Here is a 17,027-nt window from a genome sequence, read left to right as displayed (position 1 = left end):
CCCTCAGCTCAGCGCCACCGGTCGGTCACCCGACCGCGGCGTTCGCGGTCGAGCCGCAGCTCTGTCTTGAGCTTGCGCAGCAGCGGGTCGAACAACTTGCGCACCAACTCCTCCGCAACGGCCTCGGGCGGCGCCCCTGACGCGGGCGCCGCCGTCGAAACCGCCGCGGGGGCGGGTGCCTGGGTCACCGGCGGAGGAGCCGCCTCGGGCGTCGGGGCGGGCTCCGGCGGTGGTGGGTCTTCTTGTCGTTGCAGGACCTGCGTGGCAACGGGCGGGTCGTGGATCCGCTGGACAGCGGGTGGACTGGTGGTGGTGCGGGGCGGCGGCAGGCCGAGAGTGGGGCCGCCGGTGGGTGGGGAAGCGGGGTCGGCGGCGCGGGAGAGCGGCACGACCTGGAGGTCCGGGGTGGGCCGGGAGAAGGAGAGCGGCACGGGCAGGTCCGGTTGGGCTGCCTGTGGAGTGGACTGCGCCGACGCCGACTCGACGGCCAACACACGCTGGATCGGCTGCGCGGGGAGGGTAGCGGCGGCGGGCGCCGAACCGGCACCCGGCACAGGCACAACTGCCGCCGTCTGCTGCACCCCGAACGCAGATGAAGACTCAGCCAACACACGTTGGATCGGCTGCGTGGGCAGAGTAGCCGCGTCGGGGGCAGGCGCTGACTCAGCAGCCTGGACGCCAGACGCAGATGGCGACTCAGCCAGCACACGCTGAATCGGCTGCGCAGGAAGAGCAGCCGCATCCGGCCGCGCTTCGAGGGCAGGCGGCGAACCCGCGGCCCGCACCGGCTCAATCACTTGCCCAGGCAGGACAGGCGCCGACTCAGCAACACGCTGAACCGTCTGCGCCGACGGAGCGGCCGCTGGCTGCTGCGCCCCGGGCGAAGGTGGCGACTCGGCCAGCACACGGTGAATCGGCTGCGCGGACAGAGTGGTCGCGGCAGGAAGCACGTCGGGAACAGACGCCGAACCCGCCAACACCGGCTCGATCGGCTGCCCCGGCAGAACGGCAGCCGTTGACTGCGCCCCAGGGCCAGGCCCCGACTCAGCACCCTGCTGCGCAGGAAGGGAAGTCGTTGCCTGCTGCGCCCCGGGTGCGGGCGGCTCAGCCAGCACACGCTGAATCGACTGTCCGGACAGCGTAGCCGCGGCTGGCTGGGCCTCAGGACCGACACCCGATGGCTGCTGAGCCCCGGACGCGGGTGACGACTCCACAGCCAGCACCCGCTGAATCGGCTGCGCAGGCAGCGCAGCCACATCCAGCCGCGTCTCGGGGGCAGGCGCCGAACCGGCCGCCAGCACCGGCTCGATCGACCGCCCAGGCACAACAGCCGCTGGCTGCGCCCCAGGCGAAGGTGGCGACTCCGCCAGCACGCGCTGAATCGGCTGCGAGGGCAGCGCAGCCACATCCGGCCGCGCCTCGGGCCTGGCCAGCACCGGCTCGATCGGCTGCCCAGGAAGAACAGCCGCTGGCTGCGCCCCAGACGCGGGCACCGAACCGAGCGCCTCCACAGGCTGGACCGACTCCGCAGGCAGAGAGGCAGCCCCCTGCTGCACCCCAGACGCAGGTGCCGACTCAGCCAACACACGCTGGATCGGCTGCGCGGGCAGAGTAGCCGCGGCTTGCCGCGCCTCGGGGGCACGTGCAGAACCTGCAGCCAGCACAGGCTGCCCAGGAAGAACAGCCGCTGGCCGCTCCCCAGAGGCAGGCACCGAACCGAGCGACTCCACACGCTGGACCGACTCCGCAGGCAGAGAGACAGCCCCCTCCTGCGCCCCAGACGCAGATGGCGACTCAGCCAGCACAGGCCGCCCAGGCAGCACGGCCGCTGGCCGCTCCCCGGAAGCGGGCACCGAACCGAGCGACTCCACACGCTGGACCGACTCCGCAGGCAGAGAGACAGCCACCTGCTGCGCCCCAGACGCAGATGGCAACTCAGCCAGCACAGGCCGCTCAGGCAGAACAGCCGGTGGCCGCTCCCCAGAGGCAGGCACGGAACCGTGCGCCTCCACACGCTGGACCGACTGCCCGGGCGGAGTGGCCGCCGCGGGGTGTGCCCCTGCCGGCTCGGCCAGCACGGGCTGGATCGGCTGCGCCGACAGCAGGGGCTGGACGGGCAGCCCCGGCTGGGGGGATGGTGCGGCCCCTTCAGCGGGCACCGGCGCCGCCAGAATGGGCTGGGCCATCGGCGCCTGCTGCCCGGGTTCTGCGGGCGAGGCAGGCTGCGCGGCCGCGAGCGCGGGCGAAACGGGTTGTGCGGCAAGAAGTGGTTGCACCGTCGGCGCGGCCGACTCGGCTTGGGCGAGCTGCTCGGAAGCCGTGGGCGAGAGCAGCTGCCCGACGAGCTCGGAATGGACTGTCGGCGCGGACTGAGCAGCAGGCGACGGCGCGAGGGGTGGCCCAGCGAGAAGAGGCTGCACCGCAGCAGGGCGCGCATCTTGGGCACTGGGCACGGCAGGCTGCCCGGCCGAGAAGGGCCGCACGGCAGGCAACTCGGCCTGAGTGGAGGGCTCCGTCTCGGAAGCAGGCGCGGACAGCTCGGTCTGTTGGGGCACCGTCAGGGGTTGGACTATCGGTGCGGCCAAGCCCGCTTGGGTGGGCCTGGACAGTGGGTGGGCCGCGGGTGGCTGGTGGGTCGGGTCCAGGGGTTCGCCGAGGCCGAGGCGGCGTTGGACCGCGGGGACGATCGGGGGGCTCGGCTCCGGAGCGTCCACATCGGACGTTCGCTGCACGGGGGCGGGCGGCTGCGGGCTGGGCGGTTCAACGTCGACGGCGATTGGCAGCTGGGCGGGCGCGGCAGGCGGATCCACAGCACCCGCGGGCTCGGTGACGGCGGGCAGCCAGAAGGTGGGTTCTTGCGCCCACCTCGACACCGTCACCGGGTCCTTGCCGCGCGTGGCCAGCGGGAGGTCGACCGGGGTGAGCACGTCGGCGATCCCGCCCGGTTCGGCCGGGCCGACGCTGTGCGCCAGGGGGCGCAGGAAGGACGGGTTCTGCCAGGCGGTGAGGCCGGAGCTGAAGCGCTGCACCGGGTTCACCACCGGGTGCTCGGGCACCACCCGCTGGATCGGGGGCAGTGCGCGCCAGTCGGCCCGCTCCACCCGGTCCGGGGTGGCTGCGGGCGCGGGCTTGCGTCGCCACGGCCACATCGGTCCTGTTCACCGTCCCTGCGAGATCCTGGTGTTGATCCGGGCTATCTCGGCCACGTAGCGCAGCCGGTCGGGGTGTTCGAGGTCGAGGATGTCCTCGAGCGGCCAGTGGAAGTGGTAGGCGACGTACGCGACCTCCTCGTGCAGCCGGTCTGCCGCGTACGTCACGATTCCCCCAGGCGCCCCCCGGCCGCCCCGCCCGCCAGGTCGACGGCGAAGCCGTGGCCGCACTGCGGGCAGGCCACCCCCGCGCGGGTGTGGCCCTCGCTGTTGACCCGCCGGTAGAGCTCCTGCAGGAACGCCAGGTCGGCGGCGAACAGGTTCTCGATGACCCCGGCGTGCACGTCGGTGACCTCGCCGATGCGGGTGACCACCCTGGCCAGCAGCACCACGGTCAGGTACGCGGGGTTCTCCCGGACCCGGTCGTCGCGCAGCGGGACGAGCTCGTCGCGGGCGGTGGCCAGCCGCATGGTGCCGCTGTGGTGGGCCACGCCGTTGTCGTCGACGTAGCCGCGGGGCAGTTCGAAGGCGAACTCGGTGCGCAGCGCCCGCCGCGGCTCGCTGGGCCGCGGCGGGTCCTGCACTCCGACACCGGTCATCGATCGGCGCACGGCTACTCGACTTCCATCTGCTCGTAGGTGATCACGAGCTTCTCGGTGAGCACGCTGGTGTCGCCCGCCTTGAGCGAGCCGATCTCCAGGGTCTTGGGCCAGGCGTTGGTCAGCTTGTAGCGCTTGATCGGCTGGCCCTCGTAGTCGTAGACGATGATCGCCCCGCCCTTGCGCGCGTCGGCCATCTTGCCGAAGTGGGCGTCCTTGACCCACTTCTCGAAGCTGGTGTCGCCGGTGAGGCCGCGGGTGAGGGTGACCTCGCCCGCCTTGGGCCGCCCGGGCAGCTTCTTGATGACGTACTTGCCGTCGGCGGTGTTCTGCTTGAGCTCGATCACGTCCTGTTCCATCTTCAGGCCGCTGACCTCGTTGATGCTCTTGATCTGGATGCCGTCGACCTCAAGGCCGAAGGAGTGGCCGACGGAGGTGTCGAGATCGGGGAGTGCCATCTGCTGTCACCCTTCGGGTTACTCGTTGACCAGGCTGGTGCCGCCGGAGAGCTGGGCGAGCCGGAACACCACGAACTCGGCTGGTTTGACCGGCGCGACCCCGATCTCGCACACCACGTGGCCCGCGTCGATGCTCTCCGCCGGGTTGGTCTCCAGGTCGCACTTGACGTAGAACGCCTCGTCCGGGGTGTTGCCGAACAACGCGCCCTTGCGCCACTCGTTGACCAGGAACGCGCTGATGGTGCGCCGGATGCGGGCCCACAGCGCCTCGTCGTTGGGCTCGAAGACGACCCACTGGGTGCCGTTGAGGATGGACTCCTCGAGGTAGTTGAACAGCCGCCGCACGTTGAGGTAGCGCCAGTCGGTGTCGCTGGAGAGGGTGCGCGCGCCCCAGACCCGGATGCCGCGGCCGGTGAACGAGCGCAGCACGTTGACGCCGATCGGGTTGAGCAGCGCCTGCTCGGCCTGGGTGACCGCGCCCTGCAGCTGCAGCACGCCGCGCACGACCTCGTTGGCGGGGGCCTTGTGCACGCCGCGGGTGCCGTCGTTGCGGGCCCACACACCGGCCAGGTGCCCGCTGGGCGGCACGAACACGGTGCCCTCGCCGGCGGGGTCGGCGACCTTGATCCACGGGTAGTAGAGGGCGCCGTAGCGGGTGTCGTAGTTGACGTCCTCGCGCCACTGCTTGACCGCCTGGGGGGTGAGCCCGGGCGGGGCGTCCAGGATGGCCATCCGGTCGCCCATGAGCTCGGCGTGCGCGATCATCGCGGTCTGCACGGCCTGCACGCCCTCGAGGTCGATCAGCTCGCGCTGGTAGAGGCCCATCAGGTCGGGCACGGCCACCATGGTGACCTCCTCGACGACCTCGAGGCCGCCGAAGCCGGTGCGGTCGGCGACGTCGCCGACGATGTCCTCGGCCCGGATGGCCGCGGGCGGGCCCGCGGTGGGTTCGGCGAGCACGACGCTGGCCTTGTCCGGCTTGACCAGCGCGCCGCCGGTGACCTCCTCGACGGTGATCAGCGCGGACTTCTCCCGCACGACGGTGACGACGTTCTCCTTGCCGCGCTTGGTGGTCGCGGTGTGCGTCTCGACGACCTTGCCGCCCTGCTTGACCAGCAGGGTGAACCGGTCGTCCGGCGCGCCGTCCTCGGTGGGGTGGGTGACCTCGACGGTGATCTCGTCGGCCTTGCCCGCGGGCAGCTGCTTGGCGGTGACCCGGTAGTTGCCGAGCACGGCCTCGGCGGGCGGCGGGGCGCCGTTGCCGTTCCCGTTGCCGTTGGCGGACCCGACGCGCACGACGTAGGCCGTGCTGCCGCCGTTGAGGAAGTAGCCGAAGACGGCTTGGGCGAGGTACCCGCCGTCGAGGAAGCCGCCGAACACCTGGGTGAACTGCCCCCAGTTGGTGACCAGTGTCGGCTCGTCGTAGGGCCCGCGCTCGGCGAGCCCGACGAAGGCGGCGACCGCGGTCCCGACCCCTTCGATCGGCCGAGACCCCGACTCCACCTCCTCCACGTACACACCCGGGGAGAGGTAATTGGGCATGATCTGCCTCCAAGGGAGTCGACCGCTGACAGAACCGATACTGGCCGGGCCGCCCACCGGCTCCCAGGGCCCTGTGGCGGCGTCGGGGGGTAACTCCGGTTGCCCGAAGAGGCAGCCGGTGGACCGGTGTCCAGCTCAGACGATGAGCGCGATGTCGTGGTAGGGACCGAATTCCCGTTCCAGGCAGAGCCTGCCGAGCTTGCGGTACTCGCGGGCGACGGCGCCGACCAGCCGCGCCATCGACACGGGTTCACCCGAGTCGGCGGCGAGGTAGGCGGCGGTGATCGCGGCGGAGCGGATGTGCCCGCCCGCCAGTTCGAAGGAGTCGGCGAGGAAGTCGAGGTCGAGGTCGTCGCCGCGCGGGACGGCGGTGCCCAGGCAGCGGTCCCAGAGTCTGCGCCGCAGTGCCTCGTCTGGCACGGGGAAGTCGACCACCACGTCGAGCCTGCGGGTGAAGGCCTCGTCCAGGTTGGCCCGCAGGTTGGTCGAGAGCAGGGCGATGCCCTCGAAGGTCTCCATGCGCTGCAACAGGTACGCGCTCTCGATGTTGGCGTAGCGGTCGTGCGCGTCGCGGACCTCGGAGCGCTTGCCGAAGATCGCGTCGGCCTCGTCGAACAGCAGCACGCCGTTGACCCCGGCGGCTTCGGCGAAGATCCGCTCCAGGTTCTTCTCGGTCTCGCCCACGTACTTGTCGACCACGGTGGCCAGGTTGACGGTGTAGAGGTCCATGCCGAGCGCACCCGCGATGACCTCGGCGGACATGGTCTTGCCGGTGCCGGAGTCGCCCGCCATGAGGCCGGTGACGCCCCGGCCGCGGCCGCCGCCGGGGCGCATGCGCCACTCGTCGAGGACCCGGTCGCGGTGGCGGGCGCGGGCGGCGAGTTCGCGCAGCCCGGCCGTGACGGGGACGGGCAGCACCAGGTCGTCCCAGTCGACGGCGGGTTCGACGCGGCGGGCGAGGCGGTGCAGTCCGGCGGCGTTCTGGCCGCGGGCACCCGCGCGGAGGTGTTCGGCGCGGACGAGTCCGCCGGAAGGGACGGCGGCGAGTTCGGCCGCGTGTGCGGCGTGGCGGATCTGTCCGGGACCGAGGACGAAATGGGCTGTTGTCACAGCCGGGTCGGCGTCGGGGGCGAGTTTGCCCGCGAGGCAGGCCCGCCAGATCGCGGTGCGGGTGGCGACCGGTAGCGGTCGGAGTTCCTGTTGGACGGGTGGGGTGAGGCTCCACCCCGGATCCCAGACCGCCGTACCGTGCAGGACAGTGGGGACAGCAGGGTGGGACAGCCTGCCTAGGGGCAGTGGCGTGCCATTGGCGTCGATGGGGCCCATGACGATTCCCGCGCCGCGCAGCAGGGCTTCGCGCAGCAACGCTCGTGCGGTGTCCTCGGGGTAGTCGTTCGGGAGTCTATGGGTGTCGACCAGCAGCGCGGCGAAGCCTGCTTCACCTAGTGCGGCTGCTGCGGTTTCCCTTGCGCCGCAACCGGGGTGTTCGCGGAGGTAGACGGACCTAACGCCGCCGAGGAACGCTCTGGCGAGGAGGTCGGTTCCTGGGAGAGTGTCCAGTTCTGTGGCGACGGAGGCGAACCCGGAGATGCTGGGGTCCATTCTGGTGTCGCCGAGCAGGTGGGCCACTACGCGATCAGGGACGCGTAGTGAGCGCGACAGCAGCGGGCGGTCGCGATCGTCGACGACCAGAAGCCCCGAGGTGATAAGAGGCGCATCCGCGTCAAGCCTCGCTCTAGCCGGCGCTGAGGCCTCTGGAACTCCACACAGCCTCAAGGCAAGCCCGATACTGGCCCGGCGACGGGTGACGTCGTCGTTGAGGTAGCCGTAGAACTGCTCGAATCGGCTGTCGATGTCAGGCGCGACAGCGATGAGCAGCAGTTCGGCGTCCAGCGGGCTCAGGGGGACCAGTGAGGTGAGGCGGTCCGACAGGCCCGAGGGGTCGAGATCGCCGGGCAAGGGGAACGGTGAGCGGGGCTCGGCGAACAGGGCGTCGATGGCTTCTTCAGACAGGTAGAGCCCTCGGAACGGGTCGTCCGGGTTGGGATCACCCGCTCTGCGCTGCGCCACGGCGTCCCGGATGCGCTGTTCGAGCGCGGCCAGCCTGTCGAACAGGTGGATGACGCTGGTGTCAGTCACTGCTCCCCCTCCGGACCCTGGTCATGGCGACCCGGTCGGGCACGTGCCCGGGAGCGGCGTCGCCGGGCACGTTGTGCTCGACCGTGTCGCCGCCGCTGCCGTCGCCACCGCCGACGGTGAGGCGCACGCCTTCGCTGGCGGGCGGGCCCGCGGGGAACACCCGCCCGGTCTCCATGGGTGCGGACACCACGATGTCGAGTGAGGGCTTGAGTTCACCCCCCAGCGCTGTCCACACGTCAGCGAAGGCGCGGTCCTCGGGTGGCGGGAGGGCCACCGTCATCGGGAGGGGGAGCCCCAGCTCGGCGAGGGTGCCTTCGAGGAGGTCCGCGGGGATGGCCTCGTAGCGCAAGAACCTGCTGAGCAGCGAGGCGAGGAGGCGGTGCTCGTCTTCGGGGCGCTGGGTCCACGCCGTGACGAGGTAGGAGAGTTTGAAGTACCGGGGTGGGAGGTGTCGGGCGGTCACTACGCCGTTGACGTACTCGTTGTGCAGTCCGCGCTGCCTACGGCGCATGTCCTCGCGGACGTCATAGAGGTAGACGTTGACCGTGGGTGCGTTGCGGCGTGATGCCCAGTCCTTGGTGGGTGCCTCGAAGGCGACGTCCACTTCCCCGCCCAGAAGCGGGTCGTCGCGGACCAGTCGCCGCAGGCACAGGTCGACCTCGTGAATCACCGTGCCTCCCCGCGCATGTGCTGACCTGCGATCGACTATCGCGCGCCGCGGTGGCGGCCCGACAGCCGTGCACCGCCGTCCGTGGGGGAACGGGCGGCTACCCCAACGGGCAATTGGGAGTCGTTGACGTGGGTCGCGGGCCCGGTTTGAATCACGCGGGTGCGCGTGAAGCAGATGCTGGCGGTCCTCAGCCTCGCGGTGCTGGTCTCGGTCATCCCGGGCCCCGTCGCGACGGCCTCCCTCGGGTTCGACCTCGACCGGGCGACGATCCCCCAACTCCAACGGCTCATGGACCGCGGCGCTCTCACCTCGGTGCGCTTGACCCAGGCCTACCTGGACCGGATCCGGACCGTGGACAAGAAGGTCAACGCGGTCTTGAAGGTCGACAGCACTGCCTTGGCCCAGGCGCGTGAGAGCGACCACCGCCGCAAGCGCGGTCAGGCTCGGGGCCCACTAGAGGGCATTCCGGTCCTTCTTAAGGACAACATCGACACGCGTGGACTCATCACTACGGCCGGTTCGCGTGCACTGCTGGGCGCTCCTCCGTCAGCGGACGCCACGTTGGTGTCGCGCCTACGCGACGGCGGCGCCATTGTGCTCGGCAAGGCCAACCTGTCTGAGTGGGCTAACTTCCGCTCGACCCACTCGACGTCCGGTTGGTCCGGTGTGGGTGGGCAGACCAACAACCCGTACGTCCTCGACCGCAACCCGTGCGGTTCGTCGTCGGGCTCGGGTGCGGGTATCGCGGCAAGCCTGGCCCAGGTGGCCATTGGCACGGAGACCGACGGCTCGATCGTCTGCCCGGCGGCCGCCAACGGGATCGTCGGGCACAAGCCGAGCCTTGGCCTGGTCAGCCGTAGTGGCGTCGTGCCCCTCTCCTTGGAACAGGACACGGCGGGCCCTATGGCCCGAAACGTCGAAGACGCGGCGATTGTCCTGTCCGTTCTCCAAGGCCGCGACCGCACGGACGCGGCCACCTTGGCCTACCCGAGCACCCAGCCCAAGGACTACACCTGCGCACTACGCCCCGGCGCGCTCCGCGGCACCCGCATCGGCCTCTGGCGCTTGGCGGGCATCGACAAGGACGTGGACCGGATCGTCGAGCGGGCCGCGGCCACGTTGCGCGCCCAGGGTGCCACGGTGGTCGAGGTGGATCTGCCGTACCAGGCCGAGATCGGCGAGGTCGAGTACCCCGCGCTGATCACCGAGATCGCCCGCGACCTCCCGATCTACCTCCGGCACCGGCCCCAGGCCCCGCAGACGATCCAGGGGCTCATCGACTTCAACCGCCGCGACCCGGTGGAGCTCAGCAAGTTCGGCCAGGAACTCTTCGAGCAGGCCGCGACCGCTCCGGGGCCGGACGACCCGGCCTACCGGCAGCAGCGGGCGAAGGCGACTTCCCTGGCGCGCCGCTCGATCGACGAGACACTCGCCGCCCACCGCTTGGACGCCATCGTCGCCCCGACGAACAGCCCGGCCTGGCTGACCGACTACGAGAACGGCGACGCCTACGTCCTGGGCTCGTCGACCCCGGCCGCCGTCGCGGGCTACCCGTCGACCACCGTCCCGGCGGGCTACGTGGGCGAATTGCCGGTGGGGCTGTCGTTCATCACCGCGCGCTGGGCTGACGCGAAGTCGCTCGCGCTGGCAGCGGCGTTCGAGAAGGCGAACCCGGTTCGGCGAGCACCCCGCTACCTGCCGTCGTAGTCGCGCGCAGCCCGAGGAAGGGGATCACGCCCGCGGCCACGAGCAGCGCGGCCTGCACGTTGAGCAGGACACCGAGGTCCCAGGTCTCGACCAGGGCACCCGCCGCGAGCATGCCTGCCGCCTGGAACGCGGCCATGGTGGCGAAGGCGGTGGTCAGGACGCGGCCCGCGCGATCGGCGGGGGCGGCGGACTGCAGGAGGGTCAGTGATCCGGTCGTCGCGACGACGGCCGGAGCGCCGAGGGCGACGAACAGTCCGGTGTAGAGCCAGATCTCGGTGCTGACGGCGGGCAGGTTCCACATGACCGCGCACAGCGACCCGAACGCCAGACCGCCCCAGCCGAGGAGACCGCGCGGGCTGGCACGGCGCGCCATCGTCGCGAGCGCGATGCCCGCGGCGAGCCCGCCGATCGCCTGGACACCGCGCAACAGGCCGACTTCGGCCTCCCCGGCGCCGAGCGGACCGGTCACGAACACCACGAACAGGACGAGGAACATCCCCTGGGCGAGCGAAACCAGCACCAAGGTGACCCCAAGTGTCCGAAGTGGACCGCGTCGGAACTCCCCCACACCCGCGAGCCATTCACGCAACACGGGAGACCGAACCGGGGCCACCGAGGAGCCGGGCATCGCGGACAACAACAACGCCGCGGCGGCGAGCAGCGCGACCAGGGCACCGACGATCACCCACTGCAGGCCGAACACGCCGAGAACGATGCCGCCCAAGGCGCTGCCCACCAAGCGAGCCACGCTGCTGTTGAACCCCATCAACGCGTTCGCGGCCGTCAACCGGCCGACCGGGACCAGCGCGGGGACCATCGCCGACCTGGTTGGCTCGAACACCGACGCGACGGCGGACTGGGCCACGAGCACGGCGATCACGAGCACGGCCCCGTGTCCCACCAGCAACGGGAGCAACACGGCCGCCTGCAGCAGGCAGACCCCGAGCAGCACCCGGCGCCGGTCCCAGCGGTCCACCAGCACGCCGGTGACCGGGCTGAGCAGGACCGTCGGCAGCAGCCCGGCCACCATGGCCAGCGCGGTCGACCCTGCCGACCCGGTGCTCTGGTAGATGTGGACCGGCAGCGCGACCTGGGCCATCCACTCCGCGGCCTCCTCGAACAACCCAGCGGCCCACAATCGGACGAACGGGCCCCGGCGCAGCAGATCCCTCATCGACTGGGCCGCCCGTCGGCCTCGACCCGCAGGAACGCCCGCCAGCTGGCCTGCACCGGGCGGGCCTGCTCGGGGGCGTCGGTGCGGATGGTGGACACATAGGGCCTGACCAGGGCATCGATGGCGGCGTGCAGGGCGGACAGCTCATCGGGGGTGACCCGCAGCGAGTACTGGTTGAGCTGGGACGCGCGCCGCCACTCGGGGTCCATCTCGCCCATGGTGTCCAGGTAGCGCTGGGTGAGCAGTTGCTCGTTGCCCAGCGTCGCCCCGAACGCCGCGACCTGGGCGGCCCGCGTGGCCCCGTCGGTGTCGAACTCGCCGATCTCCAGCCCGACCTGCGTCGCCCGCCACGGCCGCTCCCGGCCGTCGGTGCCCGGCACCGACTCGACCAGCCCCCACTTCTGCAACTGCCGCAGGTGCCAACTGCAATTCGACGCGGAAGAGTCCACCGCGGCCGCGCACTCACTGGCTGTGCGCTGCCCCACCGCCATCAGGTAGCTCAGCAGCGCCGTCCGCAACGGGTGCGCCAGCGCCCGCATCAACTCCACGTCCCGCACCCGCAGCCGCGGTGGCAGCTCGGCCATGATCCTCCGATCTGAAAGAAGTCTTTCGAAATTCTTCTTTCAGAATCCACGACGGCCCGGCCCGGGTCAAGCCCCCACCCTCGGGCGTGATGTGCTCCCGCCATGGCCGAGCTCCAACTCCCCACCGACCCCCGCGACCTCCCCCAGCCACCCCCGCCCTCGGCACAGCGCCGACGGCTGGTCGCCCTGGTCCAGTACGGACTGCTGACCGCCCTGTTCGGCGCGGGCCTGGCGCTGGTGCTCGCGGGCGCACCGGGGACCAACTGGCTGCTCGTCGGCATCGGCGCGTACCTCTTGCTCACCGCGCTGCTGGGCACCTGGCTGGTGATCAGCGGCAAACGCGAGCGGGCCCACTACACCCCGCTGGTGGCCGCGCTGATCGCCCACGGAACCCGCTACACCGGAGAAGTCACCGCGACCGAGGACGCAGGCGGCGGAGGCGACTCGACGGTGAAGGTCACCGTCACCGTCACCCACCCCGGCGGCCCCACCACCCTCACCCGCCCCTTCAGCCCCGTCCACATCCCCCGCGTCGGCGACCCCGTCCTGGTCCTGCGCACCCCCGACTCCACCGCCCTCCTCTTCCCCGGCGACCGGGACCCCCACCCCGAACTCCACCGCCAACTCAAGGCGGCCAAGGCGGGCCGCTAGCCCCCTAACCCGTTGGGCGGTTGGCCGCATCCCGTTCACCGCCGCGCCGTTCTCCGCTCCGCGACGCGGGGTGGACCTTGGTGCGTTCGTGTGAGGTTCGGATCGCGGGCTCACGAGCGGTTGGGCGTCGGCGACGGAAGCGGTGCGTAGCGCGGGTTTCCGTTGTCGGACAAGGGGTGGCGATCGTGGGTCGTCGAGCGCGTTGGGTTTCCGCAGTGCTGGCCATGCTCCTGCTACCGGTCGCACCACTGGTGGCACCCGCCGCCGAACCAGCGCCGCCCGCCGCGGTGCCGCGCGCGGTGGGTAGCCAGGTGAGCGTGGACGAATCACGGCAGCGGGCGACGGTGCGGGTCGACGAGGGGGGTGATCTCGACTCGTACAAGGACGGGGTGATCGGGTTCGAGCTGGACATGCGGGGGTTCGCCGCGGTGGCGACAACCACGCCGCTGCTCCGGATGCGGGTGTTCGACGTCGACGAGCAGGGTGGCAACAACTGCGCGCCGGAGGTCGACGTCGTGCGGGTCAACGGCCGGGAGGTCGGCACCCTCTCCGGGCACACGGACAGCTGGAGCACCAACACGTTCCCGTTGCCCAACGGCGTCATCACCCCGCAGGTCAACGCCTTCCAGGTGACCGTCGACGCGGCGGGCACCGACTGCTGGCTGGTGGAGGTCGACTGGGCGGAGGTCGAGTTCGGCTTCGCGATCGCGCAGACCGCGGCGGAGGTGACCCGAGACACCACGATCCGGCGCGGCCTGAGCAACGACGTGATCCCGGACAAGGTCTTCGCCACGGGATTCACGCCCACCGGCGCACTCACCGCCCCCAGCGCGGACGACCCCATCGCCGACAGCATGACCAGCGGCTCCTTCACCTACACCTACTCGCTCGGGGCCTGGCCCGTCACACCGACCTGGATACCGGAGGTGCAGGCGCGGTGGACCATCGTCTCCAGCGGCGGCACGGTCCAGTCCGGTGCCGAACGCGAGGTCGTGGCCTGGAACGGCACGGTCGAGGTACCAGTACCCCAGGAGACGGGCAAAGCGGTCCTGCGAATCGAGCTCGCGATCTCCAAGGACGGGCGACTGCTGCACACGGAAACCAGGACGCACTCGGTCTACGTGTTGTTGGACAACCCCGTGACGTCCCCCTTCCGCACCGAGGTTCCCAAGACGGGCTGGTTGGACAAGGCGTTCGAGTGGGGAGCGGCGGGGAAGACCAAGCCTGAGCAGGTCGTGTACGACCTGACCCTCGGCGTCCACCGCCAGCACCCGGGCTGGATCTACCACGGCGATCCCAAGCTCCTGCAGGAGCCCACCGCCCTGCTCGAGGGCACCGGCGACAAAGGGCAGTGCTTCACCTTCGCGAAGGTGTGGCAGATCCTGGCGCTCAGCCTCGGGATCCCGGCGGGACTCCGGGACTACAACGGCAACGGCAGGGGTTTCATGCTCAAACCCGAGGCGAGGTCTTTGGACAACAACCGGGGGGTCAGCGCGGGCCCGGTAGGCCGCCCAGCCGATCGTTGGATGTTCGCCTCCCACACCTGGGGCGTCTACGGCGGTCAGCGGTATGACCCGACATTCGGCGTCGTGGGTGACGCGAGTACCGAGGCGTTCGACCGGCAGAACGTCTTCTGCAAGGTCGACGCCGCCAAGGACATGTGTACCGAGGTGGCGAACCCGGGGCGGACCTACCGGCTCGGCGGCGGGACGGTGCGCAACGCCACGGGGTGGGCACTGGTCACTTTCGAACCGGTCGGGCCCGCGCCGCGAACAGCGCCGGTGACCGCGCTCGCGGTCGAGGGCACCGACACCGGAGTCGACCTGGACGCCAACGGGCAGTGGGACTTCCTGCGCGCGGAGGTGCCGATCGCCGCGCCGGCGGGCACCTACACCGTCGACGCCCGCCTGCTTGACAGCGGCGGTGGGGCGATCGCCCGGGGCCGGGTCGACCCGGAGGCGGTGGTGAACCCGGCGCCCACTACGACCCTCGACGGCGGTCCCGCCACCATCCACTTCCCCGGCGCGCCGATCCGGAGGTCCGGTGTGGATGGTCCGTTCACTGTGCTGGTGCGGCTGTTCACCACCGACGGCACCGAGGTGGCCGCGGCCACGCACACCACGGGACCCTACGACCACGGGCGGTTCCAAACCGCGCTGGCGGAGATCGGCGCGGCCGCCGACGCGCTGGTGGACGCCGACGGGGTCGCGGGCGCGGAACTGCTCAGGGTCACCGTCCCGGTCACCGGGACCGGGACGGGCACGGTCCGGCTGCGGGCGGACCTGGTCGCACCGGGCGACGTCCCGGTCGCGGTGGTCGAGCGCGAACTGGCGGTCGCACCCGGGACACGGACCGCCACGCTCGACTTCGCGGGCGAACAGCTGTGGGCGCGCGGGACCGGCGGCCCGTACACGGTGGCCATCCAGGTCGACGACCGCTTCGCGAGCTCGTCGATCACGCACCGGACGGCCACCTACCCGGTCGACGCCTTCCAGCGGCCCCGGGTGTCAGTGGACCACGACATCAGTCCCGCGGGTGTCGACCTCGACGGCAGCGGGGGGTTCGACCTGCTCCGGGTGGTCACGCGGGTCCGATCCGTCGACAGTGGACAGGTCACCCTGCGCGGCACCCTGGTCGGCCAGGGCGGGGAGGTCATCGGCACCGCGACCGCCGCGGCGACGCCCGGCCAGGCCGTGCTGGACTTCGACGGGCGGGCGATCGCGCGCCGCGCCGGGCAGTCGGCGTTCCGGTTGCTGCTGCGGGTGGTCGACGCCGCCGACACCACGGTGATGGCCGTCGAGCACACCGTCGACGGCTACCCCGCCGAGCGGTTCGACCCGCCCCCGGGCACCCTGCCCGCGACCTACACCGACGTGGCGGCGGACGGCAACGGTGACGGGCGACCGGACCGGGTGCGGGTCACCGCGGCGGTGGCGGTCCACCGGCCGGGCGACTACACGCTGACCGGCGCGTTGTTCGACGCGGCGGGTCGGTTCATCACGACGGCGACCACCACCGGCACGGTGACCGCGGGCGCGGGCGCCCTGGCGTTGGACTTCCCCGGCGAGGACCTGCGGCGGCACGGCGTCGACGGACCGTACCTGCTGTCGAACGTCGTGCTGCGCGACAACACCGGCGAGGTCGACTTCGCCTTGGCGGCCCACCGGACGGCGGTCTACCCCGCGGCGGGGTTCCGGCCGGGCGGCGGGGTGTTCCTCGACTCGCTGACCGACCACCCGGTGGACGCCGACGGATCCGGGACCTACGACTGGCTCGACGTCGCGGCCCGGGTCGTCGTGTCCCGGCCCGGGACCTACGCGGTCAACGCGCGGCTCGTCGAGGCCACCGGGAAGGACATCGGCTGGAGCGGCGACGAACAAGTCCTCGCCGCGGGCACGCACACGCTCACCATCCGCTACGACGGCAGGCTCATCAACGGGCACCGCGTGGACGGTCCGTACCGGGTGGTGGACCTCTCGCTCTACGAGGTCGACTCGGACACCACCGCGACGGTGCTGACCGAGGCGCTGACCACCGCGGCCTACCGGTGGGACGACTTCGCGGCCGCCGGGTTGGTCACCGGGCACGTCGTCGTCCGCGGCGCACCACTGGCCGGTGCCGTGATCGCGGTCCCCGGCACGGCCTACGACCGCACCGATGCCACCGGTGCGTACCGGCTGGCGGTGCCGGGGACCGGCTGGGTCGAGGTCTCCATCACCGCCGACCCCGCCCTCGCCCCTTGGACGATCACGGTGAACACCGAGCCCGCGCCCCCGGGAACCAGCGCGGATGTCCACATCGCTCCGGGCGAGACCGCGGTCGTCGACTTCGCCTCCGGGCAGCCCCCAACCACCACTCCCCCCACCACCGCAACTCCCCCGACCTCCAGCACCACCCCCACGACCGGTCCGAGCACAACGACAACGCCCACCGCGACAACGCCGTCCACGACGCACACCACCACGGGCCCGACCAGCACGGCCAACCCGACCACCGGGTTCCCACCGGCTCCCAGCAGCACGACCACCTCCGCCGCGCCGGTGGGCCAAGCCCGACCCGGTGACCCGCTGCCCGACACCGGCGCAGCGGTGACCCCGGTCGCGGCGCTGGGCGTCTGGCTGCTGGTCGGCGGCGCCGGGCTGCTGCTGGTCGGCAGGACCCGGCGCCGGACCCGGTAGCGCACGACCAACCCGGCGTCCAGTGGCTGGACTCGGCGATCCGCGCGGTTGACACCGTGGGGGCCGGTGTCGTTCGCTGGCCCGGTACCGGCGGGATGGCAAGTGCTGGAAGGAAAAGCATGCGGAACACGACCGTGCACTGTGGACCACTGGGGAGAACCGCGTGAGCGAGCGAG

12 protein-coding genes are annotated in these 17,027 nt (G+C 71.5%); 3 read left to right on the top strand and 9 right to left on the bottom strand.

Annotated features, from left to right (window positions below; genetic code table 11):
• Positions 1 to 8: 8 nt before the first annotated feature.
• The 7 genes from JOD54_RS20245 to JOD54_RS20215 form a co-directional block, all read right to left on the bottom strand.
• Positions 9 to 560, bottom strand: a complete 552-nt coding sequence (locus JOD54_RS20245) for a hypothetical protein (protein ID WP_204452037.1) — start codon at positions 558 to 560, stop codon at positions 9 to 11.
• Between the two features lie 2,598 nt (positions 561 to 3,158).
• Positions 3,159 to 3,317 carry a DUF6760 family protein gene (locus JOD54_RS20240; RefSeq protein ID WP_204452036.1) on the bottom strand — a complete coding sequence of 53 codons (159 nt, stop codon included), beginning with the start codon at positions 3,315 to 3,317 and terminating at the stop codon, positions 3,159 to 3,161.
• Positions 3,314 to 3,748, bottom strand: a complete 435-nt coding sequence (locus JOD54_RS20235; protein ID WP_239573447.1) for a hypothetical protein — start codon at positions 3,746 to 3,748, stop codon at positions 3,314 to 3,316. The genes JOD54_RS20240 and JOD54_RS20235 overlap by 4 nt, the downstream gene beginning before the upstream one ends.
• A gap of 14 nt (positions 3,749 to 3,762) precedes the next feature.
• Positions 3,763 to 4,206: a phage tail protein gene (locus tag JOD54_RS20230; RefSeq protein ID WP_204452034.1), complete on the bottom strand. Its 444-nt coding sequence runs from the start codon at positions 4,204 to 4,206 to the stop codon at positions 3,763 to 3,765.
• An 18-nt stretch (positions 4,207 to 4,224) separates the two neighbouring features.
• Positions 4,225 to 5,748, bottom strand: coding sequence for a phage tail sheath family protein (locus JOD54_RS20225; RefSeq protein WP_204452033.1), 1,524 nt, complete (start codon positions 5,746 to 5,748; stop codon positions 4,225 to 4,227).
• Between the two features lie 135 nt (positions 5,749 to 5,883).
• On the bottom strand, positions 5,884 to 7,887 hold the full coding sequence (locus JOD54_RS20220; protein WP_204452032.1) for an ATP-binding protein: 2,004 nt from the start codon (positions 7,885 to 7,887) through the stop codon (positions 5,884 to 5,886).
• Positions 7,880 to 8,557 carry a Pvc16 family protein gene (locus JOD54_RS20215; RefSeq protein ID WP_307860189.1) on the bottom strand — a complete coding sequence of 226 codons (678 nt, stop codon included), beginning with the start codon at positions 8,555 to 8,557 and terminating at the stop codon, positions 7,880 to 7,882. Before JOD54_RS20215 ends, JOD54_RS20220 begins: the two co-directional genes overlap by 8 nt.
• Positions 8,558 to 8,731: 174 nt before the next feature.
• Here JOD54_RS20215 and JOD54_RS20210 point away from each other — a divergent pair, with 174 nt between their 5' ends.
• Positions 8,732 to 10,264, top strand: a complete 1,533-nt coding sequence (locus tag JOD54_RS20210; protein ID WP_204456398.1) for an amidase — start codon at positions 8,732 to 8,734, stop codon at positions 10,262 to 10,264.
• Here the strand turns inward: JOD54_RS20210 and JOD54_RS20205 are convergent.
• Together JOD54_RS20205 and JOD54_RS20200 are read right to left on the bottom strand one after the other, a co-directional pair.
• A complete protein-coding gene (locus JOD54_RS20205; protein WP_204452031.1) occupies positions 10,167 to 11,438 on the bottom strand; it encodes an MFS transporter in 1,272 nt (423 codons plus the stop codon). The genes JOD54_RS20210 and JOD54_RS20205 overlap by 98 nt on opposite strands.
• Entirely contained in the window at positions 11,435 to 12,022 is a 588-nt protein-coding gene (locus JOD54_RS20200; RefSeq protein WP_204452030.1) for an ArsR/SmtB family transcription factor, read from the bottom strand. Before JOD54_RS20200 ends, JOD54_RS20205 begins: the two co-directional genes overlap by 4 nt.
• A 102-nt stretch (positions 12,023 to 12,124) precedes the next feature.
• Here JOD54_RS20200 and JOD54_RS20195 point away from each other — a divergent pair, with 102 nt between their 5' ends.
• Positions 12,125 to 12,673, top strand: a complete 549-nt coding sequence (locus tag JOD54_RS20195; RefSeq protein WP_204452029.1) for a hypothetical protein — start codon at positions 12,125 to 12,127, stop codon at positions 12,671 to 12,673.
• A gap of 215 nt (positions 12,674 to 12,888) precedes the next feature.
• Positions 12,889 to 16,851: an LPXTG cell wall anchor domain-containing protein gene (locus tag JOD54_RS20190; RefSeq protein ID WP_204452028.1), complete on the top strand. Its 3,963-nt coding sequence runs from the start codon at positions 12,889 to 12,891 to the stop codon at positions 16,849 to 16,851.
• The last annotated feature ends 176 nt before the right edge of the window (positions 16,852 to 17,027 follow it).

Origin of the sequence: Actinokineospora baliensis (assembly GCF_016907695.1) — a bacterium.
GTDB classification, from domain to species: domain Bacteria; phylum Actinomycetota; class Actinomycetes; order Mycobacteriales; family Pseudonocardiaceae; genus Actinokineospora; species Actinokineospora baliensis.
Note: the sequence above shows the minus strand (reverse complement) of the source record. Positions and strands in the feature narration are given on the sequence as shown.

Excerpts from the sequence above, each read along its gene's own strand:
- JOD54_RS20235 (WP_239573447.1), bottom strand. The coding sequence starts at position 3,748 with ATGACCGGTGTCGGAGTGCAGGACCCGCCGCGGCCCAGCGAGCCGCGG.
- JOD54_RS20230 (WP_204452034.1), bottom strand. The coding sequence starts at position 4,206 with ATGGCACTCCCCGATCTCGACACCTCCGTCGGCCACTCCTTCGGCCTT.
- JOD54_RS20225 (WP_204452033.1), bottom strand. The coding sequence starts at position 5,748 with ATGCCCAATTACCTCTCCCCGGGTGTGTACGTGGAGGAGGTGGAGTCG.
- JOD54_RS20210 (WP_204456398.1), top strand. The coding sequence starts at position 8,732 with ATGCTGGCGGTCCTCAGCCTCGCGGTGCTGGTCTCGGTCATCCCGGGC.
- JOD54_RS20205 (WP_204452031.1), bottom strand. The coding sequence starts at position 11,438 with ATGAGGGATCTGCTGCGCCGGGGCCCGTTCGTCCGATTGTGGGCCGCT.
- JOD54_RS20200 (WP_204452030.1), bottom strand. The coding sequence starts at position 12,022 with ATGGCCGAGCTGCCACCGCGGCTGCGGGTGCGGGACGTGGAGTTGATG.
- JOD54_RS20195 (WP_204452029.1), top strand. The coding sequence starts at position 12,125 with ATGGCCGAGCTCCAACTCCCCACCGACCCCCGCGACCTCCCCCAGCCA.